Origin of the sequence: uncultured Rhodospira sp., from assembly GCF_937138205.1 — a bacterium.
Lineage (GTDB): Bacteria > Pseudomonadota > Alphaproteobacteria > Rhodospirillales > Rhodospirillaceae > Rhodospira.
In genome coordinates this window covers 1-12,492 of record NZ_CAKZOT010000028.1, presented here as the reverse complement: position 1 = coordinate 12,492, position 12,492 = coordinate 1, and the positions used below count along the sequence as shown (strand labels likewise).

Genomic DNA, 12,492 nt, shown 5'->3' with positions numbered 1-12,492 from the left:
CCACCGATTGGAGAAAGGGACGAAGACATGAGCGGCCATGCAATCCCCGTGGAGGGACGGTACCGTCCATCGGTCCGCGGATCCGGGCTGCGGCGCACCTGCCGGGCCGCCCTGATGGGGGCTGTGGGCGTGTGGGCCGGCTGCGGCCTGGCCATTGACGGCATGGCGCCGGGCACGGGGATCGAGCGGGGTCGCGGCGGCCAGCCGCTGGTGTCGTTGGCCTCACCGGCCTTCGCCCAGACGGGGACGGAGTCCTCGCAGAACGGTGGCGGAACGGTCGTGGCGGAGGGCGGGCAACCCGATCCGGCCGGCGCGATGGCGATCCCCTCGTCGGTCGTCGCCCTTGATCCGCCAGCCGAAACCCTGGGCGCCCGGGTGTACCAGGGATTGCTGGACCAGGGGGACGGCAATGTGGTGCTGTCGCCGGCCAGCATGGAGATCGCCGTCAGCATGATCGGCGAGGCCACCAGGGCCCCCCTCAGGGAGTCCATCCGTGAGGCCGTGGGGGTTCCGTATGAGAGTTTGGCCGCGATCAATGATTTGCCGCCGTCGGAAAAAGCCACGGTGACGTTTGCCAACGCCCTGTGGCTGGCGCCGGGCTACACGTTGACGCCGGACTATTCGCACCAAATGCAGTCCGTGTTCGGTGGCGAAGTCTTTTCCATCGACTTCGCCACCGGCGAACCGAGCAAGACGATCAACGACTGGGTCGCGGCGGAGACAAACAACGCGGTCGAGGCCATCGTCGACAGGCTCCCCAGGCAGACCAGCCTCGTCCTGACCAACGCGTTCTATTTCAAGGGCGATTGGTTGCGGCCCTTCGATCCGACCGATACGGCCGACGGTCCGTTCCAGACCGGAGCAGGGAGCCCGGTGCAGGTTCCCATGATGTCCCGCGCCGGCGTCTTCCCCTATGCCCGCACGGAGCATGGGCAGGTCGTTCGTCTGTTTTACATCGACCCGAAGCTGTCGCTGACGTTGTACCTGCCTGATACGGATAGCGACCCGAGCGCGGCGCGGTCCGAATCCTTGGCCTGGCTGTTCACAACCGACCACACGGAGACGACCCGGCCGGGCGAGGGAACCGTGAGCCTGCCACGACTGTCACTGGACCGGAAAATGGAACTCACACGCCTGTTGTCTTCCCTGGGCATGGGCGCGTTGCTCGGCGACAGCGCGGCCATTCAGGGCATCCAGGGCAGCATCCCTCCGTCGGTGACCAATGTGGTGCAGCGCTCGGTGGTGGAGGTGACGGAGCAAGGCACCGTCGCCGCCGCCGCGACGGCGGTCATCGGCCTGCGCACGGCGGGCTCCGAGCCGTTCACCTTTGTCGCCGACCGTCCGTTCCATCTGGCCTTGCACCACGCCGACGTTCCCACCCCTTTGTTGGTGGGGTATGTCAGTGACCCGTCCTGATCCTGGGCTTTCAGCGGAGGCATCTTTTATGACGTACACGAGGTCTCGCTTTTTCATGACAACGGCGGTCGCGACGGCGCTGGTCCTTGGCGGTTGCCAGACAACGAATATCGGCAGCATCCTTCCCGGGGGGTATCTGTCCGACAAGGACGACAAATGCTACGCCCAACGGGCCGCCCTGGACAGCACCGGCAACACGTTCGAAACCGAGGTGCTCCGCAATGTCCTGTTGGGGGCGGGGGCGGGTGCCCTGGGGGCGCTGCTCGCCGATGAGAATCCGTTTGTCGGGGCCGGTCTGGGCGCCGCGGCCGCGCTCGCCGGAACTCTGTTGTACGACCTTCAACGGCAGACCGGCAATTCGGTCGAACTTACGGAGGCGGCCATCAAGGGTGTTCGCGAGGAAAACACCCGCATCGACCTGCTGCTGACCCGGTTCGAGGCGTTGCGCGGGTGCCGGTACGACGAGGCCCAGGACATCCGCGAGGCCCTTGACGCCGGCCGCATCACGCGCGCCGTCGCCGAGGAGCGCATGGCCGCTGTGCGCGAACGGTACCAGGAAGACGTGCGACAGATGGAGCGCATCGCCAGCAACATTTCCGACCGAACCGAGGGCTATGCGGCCGTCTACAACCAGATCGCGGCGGACAACGGCGGCCGGCAGCTTGAGGTCAATGCGCCGCGCCTGTCCCAGGGCGGTGGCGCGCGCGTGACGCGCACCGCCAATTTGCGGTCGGGACCCGGAACGCAGTACGACAAGGTGGGCCGCCTGACCCGGGGAACCCGTGTGACAGTCTTGTCGAGCGCGAACGGGTGGTCGCGGATCGTCAATCCGAACGGCGGCCAAGCCTACATCGCCGATTTCCTGATCGGTCGCGGTCGCGGGGCCGGTCCGGCTTCGGCGCGAATCGAGAACCGGCCGGCGGAAAAACCGCTTCCTCCCGGGCGCGTTGACGACGTGGTTCTGCCCTCGAACGAGCGGGACAAGGTCGGCGACCTGCAGGCCGTCAGCCTGGCCAATGTCGAGAAGCGGGATCGCGTGTACGAGGAAGTGGCGACGTCCAAGGCGCAAACCGACGCCTTCACCCTCAGCTGATGCCCCTTGGGGCCTCGGCTTTGCAACCGTTTGCGCGGAACCGGTTCCGAAGCGGGGACCGGGACCGTGCGCGGGTGACGTGATCCGAACGAGAAGGGCTGGCGGAGCCCCCAGTGGAGTTCCCAGTGGAGTTCCCAGTGGAGCCCCCGTCACACGCCGGCGATGACAGACGACTCAGGGAGTTTGACGATGGTCATGACGGCCGAGCAGCCGCCGCTGTGGCGCATTGCGGTTCGCCTGTGTTGGGGTCTGGTGGGTCTGGTGACCCTGGCAATGAGTCATGGGTTGGTCAGCACGGCCGCCCGCGCGGACGGCCTGCCGACGGACCCGATCCTTCGGATCGAAACCGGCTCCCACACCAGCACAATTCGCGACATGACGGTGCGGGCCGACGGTAAGGTCGTGGCCACTGTTTCCGACGATAAAACGTTGCGGTTATGGGACGCCACCACAGGTGAACTGCTTGAGACCGTCCGGACGCCCATCGGACCCGAAGAGGAAGGCATTCTCAATGCCGTCCGATATTGGCCGGGGGAAAGCCACATCATCACCGCCGGGTTCACGGGCGCCCGCTATTTCGCCGACGAGCAGGGGCGGCGTTTCAACCTTCTGTACTTCATCCGTTTTGCCTCCGGCCTTGATGTCATCGACCGCGTGGCCAGCGGCGGCATTGTCAACGCCATCGATACCTTTCGCGCCGCGCCCGAGGCCCGCGAAACCCGCCTCGCGACCGCGCACTCCCGCAATCCCGCCGGGATCATTGTGATTAACGAGCGGCTGCAACGCGTCTTCTCGGATGATCTTGGGGCGCCCACGACGTGGGTCGAGTTCGCGCCCGATGGCCGCCTTGCGGCCGCGGCGACCAACGGGGTGGTTCGCGTCTACGGCGTGGGGTTCGAGACCGTTCAGTCGTGGCAGGCGGAATCCGGCCGGCCGGCCCAGGCGCGCTTTTCGCCCGATGGACGGTGGCTGGCCGTGACATACGTGGACCAGCCCCGCGTCGATATTCTGGAGGCCGATACGCTGGAACACGCGCGGACCCTTGCCGGCGATCGTCCCGACACCGACGAACGGTTTTTCAGTGCCGTCGCCTGGCGGACCGGTGCGGCGGGGCCGGAGCTTTGGGCCTCCGGCGGACTCGTCAACCCCGATCGGAAGATCGTGGTGCGGCGCTGGGCTGACCTGGAGCGGCCCGACGCGTTCGTCGATATCCCGGTCAGCCGCGATGCCGTGACGCGTCTGGAAACCACGCCTGACCAGGACGTCCTGTTCGCGACCGGGGACCCCGCCTGGGGCCGGATCACGGGCGAAACGGGCACGGTGGCATTTCGGCAAGGCCCGGCCACCGCCGATTTCCGGGGCATCTTTGATGATGTCTTCCGTGTCTCCCGCGATGGCGCGGTCGTTGATTTCACTTTCCGCACCGGGGACACCTCGAAGGTCCTGCGGTTCGACGCGCGGACGTTGACGCTCACCGACGCCCCCGAGGCCGCACCGGCATTTTCGGCGCCGTCGGTGCCGGAGGGGCTGACCGGATGGCGCGACGGACGCACGCCGTCAATCGCCGGGCAGCCACTCGACATGGCGCGGCCCCGCGACATCGCGCGCAGTGCGACGATGCTGCCGGGTGGCGGGGTCGCCATCGGCAGTGACTATGCGGTGACCACCTTCTCCGGGGATGGGGCCGTGACACGGGAAAAGGTGGTGCTGACGGCGGCCTCCGGGGTCGTGGCCTCGGGCGACGGCGACCGCCTTGTCGCCGCGCATCGAGACGGAACGATCCGGTGGTATGCGCTGGAGCCCGGCCCTGTTTTGCGGGAAATCGCGGCTCTGTTCGTGCATGGTGACGGACAGCGATGGATCCTGTGGTCGCCCGACGGCCGCTTCGCGCATTCGGCCGGCGGCCAGGAGCTGGCCGGCTACGTCCAGAACCGGGGCCGGCGCAATGTCGCGCGTTGGATCGACTTCTCACAGCTCTACAGCCGCTTCTATGATATCGACCGGATGCGCCAGCGGGTGGGCCGGATAGAGCTGGAGACACCCCCACGGGTCGAAGAAGAGGAATACGCGCCCGACCGCGAAGAAGCGCCCGGCGTGGCCGAGGCGATCGCCAAGGCGCCGAAGGTGCGTCTGGTGCGGTACTGCGCTGTCGACGCGGATGGCGCCGATGCCGCCTGTTTCCCGGCCGAGCACGCCCGTCGCGGGCTGTCACGCCGCCGAACCGAGGAGACAACGTCCCCCGCGGCGGTGTCCACGCTGCCGCCTGGGTTCGATCGGGTTCGCCTGGTCTATGAAATGACTCCGGGCTCTGAAGCCATTGACCGGCACGTTGTGTTCCTGAACGGGCGCACGACGGGCACCCTGACTCGCGGCCTGTCGCGCCAGCGGCCCGAGGTGGTTGCCGACGAGGGGGGCGAGGACGGGGAAAGCACGGTCCAGGCCGACCGGATTATTGCGGTCAAGCCCGGTCTGAACACGGTGTCCGTCAGGGCCTATGGCGCCTCGGGGGTGTTCGGCAAGTCCGTGACCCTTTCCCTGCAGGTTCCGGAACCCGAGAAGCAGGAGAAACCGATCCTCTTCGTCATCGCGGTCGGGATCGACGTCTATGACGCCGTCCAGGACCTGGCCTTTGCGCGGCGTGACGCGCTTTCTGTGTCCGAAAAGCTGTTGGCCATGCCCGCGACGGCGTACGACGACGTCATTGTTGTGCGGCGGTTCGACCAGGATGCGACGGTCTCGGGGCTGGAGAGCGCGTTCGCCGAGGTCGGCCAACGCATCAAGCCGAACGATACGGTCGTCGTCTATCTGGCGGGGCATGGGACCCTGACCGAGGATCGGCGATACCGCTTCCTGACCCACGACGGGCCCGGGGCGAGCGGCGCGTCGGCGGTGGGGGTCGACCAGGACCGGCTCATCTCCCTGTTCGGCTCCCTGATGGGGGCCAATACCCTGGTCATGCTTGATACGTGCCATTCGGGAGCGTTTCCGGCCAACACGCCCGGCGAGATCGGCAATGAAACGGGGTATTTCATTCTCGCAGCGTCTTCGACCGAAGAAGAAGCGCTGGACGGGTACAACGAGAGCAACGGTGTGTTCGGTCATGCCGTGCTGACCGCTCTCGAAGAGGCCACGCGAAGCGGCGATGGCGTCGCCACCGTCCTGGAACTGGGCACCGAGGTGAAGCAGCATGTCCCGCTGTTCGCCAGCGAGAAGGGATACCGGCAGCAGGCCCAGTTCAAGAGCGGCGGAACCATCCAGGACTTTCCCCTGGCGCAGGCCCGGTGAGGCTTGCCGGGCGGCTACCGCTGGGGTGGCGGCGGGTCGGCGGTGGCCGGACGGACCGTCGCCGGCGTGTCGAACGCCGGGGGAAAATGGTCCTCCCTGACCAGCCGCGCGGCGGCGGCCCGTCCGATGCGGTCGGCCAAGGGAACGATCGGCGGGTAGTCGAACCGTTCAAGGCCTTCGAGGTCCCGGTCCGAAACCGTCAGGCCGGTGTGCGTGGCGATCCAGCCGGGATCGAAACGCACGTCGAACCGTTGGAAGGACAGCAAGGGCTGCCCGCCGAGACAGTCGTCCTCCAGGCCCCCGATCTCGGAGTTGATGTGCCAGGGGTCGATCGGCCGCGACAGCGCCTGCAGCAAGGCAACCGCCAGGGCCTGCCCATCCTCGATGACCGCGCCCAGGGCACGCACCGCCAAGCCGACCGAGGACAGGCGGCCGACCTTGTCGGGCGGCACGCGTGTGCGTTGACAGCCGGTGCCGATGGACATCAGGAGGAGATTGTCCTCTCCCGTCTTCCACCGCAAGCCATGCGCGCGCAGCGTCGCGACTTGCAGCAGCGCCAGCGCGGGATTGTTGTAGGGCGAGACGCCGCCGTCCACGAACCAACCCGGGGGCTGGCCGTCGATCACCGGGATCGGCTCAGGCTGGAAGTAGTAGGGGGCCGCCGTACTCGCACGCAGCAGATTGGCGAGCCGGTAATGGCGGTTCCCCAGGAACGCCCCGTCGCTCGGCGTGTCCCAATAGGCCGTTCCCGGCACGTTGCTCAGGATCCATGGGCTTCCCGTGTCCATCCGCTTGGTGACGATGACCAGGCCGGTGCGCAGGTCCGGGCTGTCGAGCGCGCGGTCCCCGACCTGGCGGGAAATCTCCTCCGTCAGGCGGCGCGCGTCGAACAGCGGCTGCACGCCGACGATGCGGAACCAGCCCTGACGGAAGACCCGGGGCGCGAGGTCAAGGTAGAACCGCCGGATTTCCGCGACCTTCATCCCCAGGGCGAGGCCCGCGGCGATGATGGCGCCGGTGGAGGTGCCGCCGATGAGGTCGAAGTAGTCGCAGAGTCTGAACGTCTCCGGATCGGGATGGCGCCGAGCCAGCAGGGCCTCCAGCCGCTCCAGGAAGGCGACCGAGATGATCCCCCGCACGCCGCCACCGTCGAGCGCCAGCATTCGTTTCGGTCCCGGCGAGAACAGGTGTTCGTCACGGGTCGGGGCTTGAGGAAGGGACGTCACGGGGTGTCCTCGCCCGGCAGTGAATCCTGCTTGCGGGTGCCTCTGGAGAGATCATCGAGGTCGAGAACCACGCGGTCGCGTGTGAACGGGGACAACGCGAACAGTGTGCAGCCCGACAGCCATTTCCCGTCTTCGGTGAAGGCGTCGCGTTTGGCCAGCGTATCGGAGACGCCGCCCGGCGCGGGTGTTCCCTTTGCTTCGCTCAATCTGTCGGCCGCGAACAGGATATGGGCGCGTTCGGCGATGTAGTAGGCGGCCCTCTGGTAGGGTGTGTCCGGAGTGTCGCACCGCTCGCACGAGCGTGGCGTGGGCTCGCGCAGGTCGATGATCCATTCGGTTGTCTCTTCGTTCAGAATGTGTTCGCGGTTCGCTTTGTGGTCAGCACGCCAGCTTTCGCCGGGGTCCTGCGGCACCGTGTCGAACCCGTCGAAAGCGTCCGTTGATCCTTCGATTTTTCGGACATAATCGTCGAGAAGGATGTCCTCGGGCACGGCCTCAAGCACCAAGAGACGATACGCGCGCCCGAGATCGCTCAGAACCTCCTGGGCCGCCCGTGTCATGGCCACGTCGGCGCCCGGGGCAAGTGGGGTCACCAGGGACACGAACGCCTCGGGGTGGTCCGCCAGACTGCGCCGCAGTTTGGCCTTGAAGGTCTTGGGGGCGCCGCCATTCGGGTCCGCCTCGTCATCCGCCGCCAGCCAACACCCCTCGTCCGTTGTGATATAGAGCTTGCCGATCAGACCGATCCACAGGTCATGGCGGATCAGGCCGTCCTGATCCGCCTTTGATGCTTCCGTCAGCAATCCTTTTCGTGCTTCGCGCGTGTCCTGGTCCGCGCCCGAGCCTCTCCCCGTACGCCCGAGTTCTATTTGCAACAGGTCAACTTGGTCCAGGTCGTACGCCTTGAGGTCTTCGCCAAGGTCGTCGTAAGGAATGAGACTGGGATGCCACTGTCGGTCGTCATCGCGCTTCGCGTTGTACTGCCAGCCGTCCAGTCGGCGCCCGGCGATCCAAGATGCGTGCTCCAGTTCGGCCAGACGGTCGCGGCGTTTTCGATCCGCGTCCGTGTCTCTCGGGAGCAGGTCGAAACCGGGCGGAACAGGCAGCACCGGTTTGTCTTCGGACTGGGACGCTGAAATCAAATCGCTGGGGACATGGCACCCCGCCGCCGTCAGCTTGGCGAAGATGTGGTCGGCCGCCCGGCGGTTCGAATCCCGCCAGGTTTCCGGCAGTCTTGCCCACTCGGATACCGGCCTGGCACTCTGCGTGGGTGCTACTCCACCTTGCGAGTCCGCTTCTTTTTTCTCGCGCCTCTGTTCCGCGTACTTCTCGTGGATTGCCTCGGCCAGCGTTTCCATAGGGCCCGTCAGAACGGACAAACTGCACAACTGCTCCTCAACCCCGAAAGCCTGAAGAACCTCGCCGAACCGTTTGGTTTTCCGCGATTGGGTCAGGAAATTGTTCATGCCCTTGCAGCGCGACAGCCGAACAAGAACAGGGGAATGCCAAAGGTTCTCCTGGCGCATCCGGTCTTGCACGATCATGGCCGTGCGCAGGCTGGCGGCATCGCTCTCCTGGCTGACGAACACGGTGGTAACCGGTGCCCGCTCGACGATGGTCTCCATGATCGCGCCGCTCAATCGCTCCAGGTCGGCGCGGAACGTGTCGATCCGCACGTCGGCGACGGGGCCGAGGCGCCGTTCCATGTCGCGGACAGCAAGGTCCTTTCCGCTGTCGTCCGGAGTCTTCATCAGTTCGGGGAAGGATTCCGTCAGGCGCTCCTTGGCCGCTGCCGGGTCGGACGCAAGGATGCTGATCACCGGGGTCTTGAGCGCCGGGTGAGCCACCGCCGGCGGCAGGTGGCCGATCAGCGCTTCGGTGAAGTCGTCGTAGCCGATCAGCACGACGTGCAGCCGGTCCTGGTCGCGCAGCAGCGCCTGGGCCTCCAGCCGCTGGCCCCAGATCACGGCGCGCGCCGCCAGCGCGGCCATGTTGAACGGCAGCGGGTCCATGGCCTCCTGCTCCCGCCCGCCAACAGTCTTGCCCTCTCGCGCGGGCGCCAGGCCGTGAAAGCGCGACAGGGGGCGCCACAGGCGACGGTTCGAAATCTCGAAGCGGGTGAGGAGGGCGTTGTCTGGACCCTCGCGGGTCGCCGCGCAGACCTCCCGCGCTCGGCCGGTGATGTCGAGGGCGCGATTGTCGTCCCCCGGGGCGATGATCAAACATCGAGCCCCAGGCACGCCCACCTTGTGCAAGACGTCTGGATCGAGCGGGTCGCCCGCCTTTAACTCAATCCCGAGGCGGCGCAAGTCGGCGTCCGCATTGTCTTCCCCGGCGGAGGTGTCCACCATGATCACGTGCCGGCCGGCGTTATGTTCCGAGCGGGCGAAGGCGCGCGCACTGTCGCCATGGCCGCAAATGACGGTGTGACCGTGCATCCCTGCAATGCGAAAGGCGGCCAGTTGGTTGGACAGCACTTCGGCCCCAATCCTCAGAACGGCGCCGGCCGCAGCCAGGGGCGCCAGAAGTTGGGCGAGACGAAGCGATAGGGGGACCGAATCCATGGCGCAGTCCGGATTGCCGGGCTGGCATTCCGGCATGGTTGGCGCGCTGCCCGTGAAAATCTGCACCGTACCGATGGCACCATCGAGCAGCGCGCTGGGCGTCAATGCCGTTTCTGTCTTGTCCAGAACTTCCATCCAACCGGCCACGCTCAGCACGGCAGCCGAGATGCCCATGCCAATCACCACGGCCCAATACAGACTGGTTCCGTGCAGACCCGCCCTGTACAGGCCTCTGAAAAAGCGGTTGATCATGTCCGGCGTCCCCCTTGACCTGACGCCTCCCTCGCATTCGGGGTGCGGCGCCTCGTCTGCGCGGACGAATCTTCGCACCATCGTCGCCGGATTGCACGCTTGAGCATCAGTTCTAGGGCAGATAGGGCGGAGTTCGGCGGTTTTCCGGGCCGTGACCGATGAGCGGAATAGACTTGGCTAACAAGAAACTCCGTCAGGCGGTCGCCGTGCGGGGTCTGATCTCGACGTCGAATCCGAGATCGGTGATCCGCTTGAGGAGCCTGTTGAGCTGTTTTTCTGGGTTGCGTTTGTCGAAGTGATCGGCGCCCGGGTCCTGATAGAAGGTCCCGTTGCTGAGCATATGGTAGGCGGCGGTGAGCATTGAGGGGGGCCACGGCCGCTAAAAGGTCGGCCATACTTGGTCGGCGCCGCGAAGCGGCGCCGTGGGCGCCGGCCCCAGTCTGAAAAAGCTGGCGTCGCAAGGCGACGCCAAGGTCGCGCCGGCCGCCCGAGGAAAAGGTCATCCTTTTCGTCGGGCGGCACAAAAGATCAGCCGTTCCATCGACCGGCCTCAATGATCGTCGACCCGTTCAACAGGCCGGGGCGCTCGCCCCGCCGCGCCGCCACCACCGCCTCCAACCACGCTGTCAGGTCATCGGTGACGTGCTGGCAGTGGCTCCAGTCGGCGTCCGGATCAAAGCTCCAGTGCGACGGGTCGCGGACCAGCACCGTCGTCATGCCCAGCGCGTGGGCCGGCACCAGGTTCTTCAGGCTGTCCTCGACCATGGCGCTGGCGCGGGCGTCCAGGCCGAACCGGCGCAGCATGGCGTCATAGGTTTCCGGATGCGGCTTGGGCACAAACAGCCCGGCCTCGATGTCGAAGACAGCCTCGACGTGGTCGGCGATGCCGACCCGCTCCAGCACCTGCTCGGCGTGCTTGCGCGAGCCGTTGGTGAACACGACCTTGCGGCCGTCCAGCCCCGCCAGCGCGGCGGCCAGGCGCGGCGCCGGTGGGATGACCGTATGGTCGATGTCGTGCACGTAGTCCATGAAGGCGTGCGGGTCCATGCCGTGCTCGATCATCAGGCCGCGCATCGACGTACCGTACTGGTGATAGTAGAGCTTCTGGACCACGAACGCCTCGTCCTCCGGCAGGTCCAGGTAGTCGGCGATGAACCGCTTCATGCGCGCGTCCATCTGCGCGAACACCTGGGCGCTGGCCGGATAGAGCGTGTTGTCCAGGTCGAAGACCCAGTGCTCGACGTGGCGCAGGCCGCAGGCCGGGGCGGGAGTTGGGGTCATGCCGGGTCCGTTGCCGCGCCGCCGTCGCCGCCGCTCCAGCGCCGGTCCATAGCGCAGTGGCAGGCCGAGAACGCCGTGGTCTCCTCGGCCAGCGAGAAACGGGCGGCGCCGCACAGGCAACCGCCGGTGCGGGCGGGGGCGGACGGATCGCTCATGGGGGGGCTCCGCGTGCGTCGAGCAGGGCTGTAGCCTAGCGCGCCGCCGCCGCGCCGTCCATTATTGACGGCGGCACCGACACGGTGCCCTGGCGTGGCGCGCGCCCCTTGTGAAAGCGAAAGGCCAAATGCTTTAATAAGCACGACGCGAATGAAAGGATGCTTTCATAAGGGGGCGGATTGGACCGGGACAATCGGCTGGGCCGATACGAGGAAACCACAGTCGGCGAGACGGTGCGGGCGTTCATCCCGCCGCCGCTGCCACCCCATCCGCCCATCGACATGGCGCCGTTCGCCGGATCGCTGGAGCGGGCGACACAGTCCCTGGGACAGCTCGACGGGGTCGCATCCGTTCTGCCCGATACCCCGTTGTTCCTGTACATGTACGTCCGCAAGGAGGCCCTGCTGTCCTCACAGATCGAGGGGACGCAATCCTCCCTGTCCGACCTTCTCCTGTTCGAAAGCGAGGAAGCCCCTGGTGTTCCCCTGGACGACGTTCGAGAGGTCTCGAACTACGTCCGCGCCATGAACCATGGCCTTGACCGCCTGCGGGAGGGCTTTCCCCTGTCGCTGCGCCTCCTGCGCGAAATCCACGCCAAGCTGTTGGCCGGGGGGCGTGGGAACGAGATGGACCCGGGCGAATTCAGGCGCTCGCAGAACTGGATCGGAGGCACCCGCCCCGGCAACGCCACCTATGTGCCACCGCCGCCCCACCGCGTGCTCGATCTCATGGGCGATCTGGAAACCTTCCTGCACGCGGACACGCGAGGCCTGTCAACTCTGGTCAAGGCCGGACTGGCCCACGTGCAGTTCGAGACCATCCACCCGTTCCTGGACGGCAACGGACGCCTTGGGCGCCTGCTCATCACCCTGGTCCTGTGCGAGCGCGGCCTGCTCAGAGAGCCCGTGCTGTATCTCAGCCTGTACCTGAAAACGCACCGGCGGCGTTACTATGACCTTCTGCAAGGCGTGCGGGACACCGGGGACTGGGAAAGCTGGCTGGCATTCTTCCTGGATGGAGTGCGCCAGACCGCCGATCAGGCGGCGTCCACGGCGCGCACGATTCTGCGATTGTTCGAACGCGACGCCGCCCGCCTCACCGACCTGGGGCGGGCCGCGACCTCGGCGATCCGCGTGCATCAGCTGCTCCAGACGAAACCCCTGGTCCGGATTCCCGAGGCCGCGCAAAACCTGAACCTGTCGCAGCCGACGGTTTCGAA

At 66.6% G+C, this 12,492-nt stretch carries 9 protein-coding genes; 4 read left to right on the top strand and 5 right to left on the bottom strand.

Annotated features, from left to right (window positions below):
- Positions 1-27 precede the first annotated feature (27 nt).
- From Q0309_RS02855 to Q0309_RS02845, 3 genes are all read left to right on the top strand, one after another.
- A complete protein-coding gene (locus Q0309_RS02855) occupies positions 28-1,416 on the top strand; it encodes a serpin family protein (protein ID WP_299437248.1) in 1,389 nt (462 codons plus the stop codon).
- Positions 1,417-1,471: 55 nt separating this feature from the next.
- Positions 1,472-2,509: an SH3 domain-containing protein gene (locus Q0309_RS02850; protein WP_299437246.1), complete on the top strand. Its 1,038-nt coding sequence runs from the start codon at positions 1,472-1,474 to the stop codon at positions 2,507-2,509.
- A 189-nt stretch (positions 2,510-2,698) separates the two neighbouring features.
- Positions 2,699-5,794 (top strand): caspase family protein, encoded by a 3,096-nt coding sequence (locus Q0309_RS02845; protein ID WP_299437244.1) that lies wholly within the window; start codon positions 2,699-2,701, stop codon positions 5,792-5,794.
- Between the two features lie 14 nt (positions 5,795-5,808).
- Here the strand turns inward: Q0309_RS02845 and Q0309_RS02840 are convergent, their stop codons facing one another.
- The 5 genes from Q0309_RS02840 to Q0309_RS02820 form a co-directional block, all read right to left on the bottom strand.
- Positions 5,809-7,020: a patatin-like phospholipase family protein gene (locus Q0309_RS02840; RefSeq protein ID WP_299437242.1), complete on the bottom strand. Its 1,212-nt coding sequence runs from the start codon at positions 7,018-7,020 to the stop codon at positions 5,809-5,811.
- Positions 7,017-9,836: a RyR domain-containing protein gene (locus tag Q0309_RS02835; RefSeq protein ID WP_299437240.1), complete on the bottom strand. Its 2,820-nt coding sequence runs from the start codon at positions 9,834-9,836 to the stop codon at positions 7,017-7,019. Before Q0309_RS02835 ends, Q0309_RS02840 begins: the two co-directional genes overlap by 4 nt.
- 193 nt (positions 9,837-10,029) lie before the next feature.
- The gene (locus tag Q0309_RS02830) at positions 10,030-10,197 is read right to left on the bottom strand and encodes a hypothetical protein (RefSeq protein ID WP_299437239.1); all 168 of its coding nucleotides are present in this window, start codon (positions 10,195-10,197) and stop codon (positions 10,030-10,032) included.
- Between the two features lie 167 nt (positions 10,198-10,364).
- Positions 10,365-11,117, bottom strand: coding sequence for a pyrimidine 5'-nucleotidase (locus Q0309_RS02825; RefSeq protein ID WP_299437238.1), 753 nt, complete (start codon positions 11,115-11,117; stop codon positions 10,365-10,367).
- Positions 11,114-11,272 carry a hypothetical protein gene (locus Q0309_RS02820; RefSeq protein WP_299437237.1) on the bottom strand — a complete coding sequence of 53 codons (159 nt, stop codon included), beginning with the start codon at positions 11,270-11,272 and terminating at the stop codon, positions 11,114-11,116. Before Q0309_RS02820 ends, Q0309_RS02825 begins: the two co-directional genes overlap by 4 nt.
- A 180-nt stretch (positions 11,273-11,452) precedes the next feature.
- Between Q0309_RS02820 and Q0309_RS02815 the strand changes: the two genes are divergently transcribed.
- Positions 11,453-12,492, top strand: a 1,040-nt coding sequence (locus tag Q0309_RS02815) for a Fic family protein (RefSeq protein WP_299437236.1), incomplete at its 3' end; no start/stop codon positions are given.

Excerpts from the sequence above, each read along its gene's own strand:
- Q0309_RS02855 (WP_299437248.1), top strand. The coding sequence starts at position 28 with ATGAGCGGCCATGCAATCCCCGTGGAGGGACGGTACCGTCCATCGGTC.
- Q0309_RS02850 (WP_299437246.1), top strand. The coding sequence starts at position 1,472 with ATGACAACGGCGGTCGCGACGGCGCTGGTCCTTGGCGGTTGCCAGACA.
- Q0309_RS02845 (WP_299437244.1), top strand. The coding sequence starts at position 2,699 with ATGGTCATGACGGCCGAGCAGCCGCCGCTGTGGCGCATTGCGGTTCGC.
- Q0309_RS02835 (WP_299437240.1), bottom strand. The coding sequence starts at position 9,836 with ATGATCAACCGCTTTTTCAGAGGCCTGTACAGGGCGGGTCTGCACGGA.
- Q0309_RS02830 (WP_299437239.1), bottom strand. The coding sequence starts at position 10,197 with ATGCTCACCGCCGCCTACCATATGCTCAGCAACGGGACCTTCTATCAG.
- Q0309_RS02825 (WP_299437238.1), bottom strand. The coding sequence starts at position 11,117 with ATGACCCCAACTCCCGCCCCGGCCTGCGGCCTGCGCCACGTCGAGCAC.
- Q0309_RS02820 (WP_299437237.1), bottom strand. The coding sequence starts at position 11,272 with ATGAGCGATCCGTCCGCCCCCGCCCGCACCGGCGGTTGCCTGTGCGGC.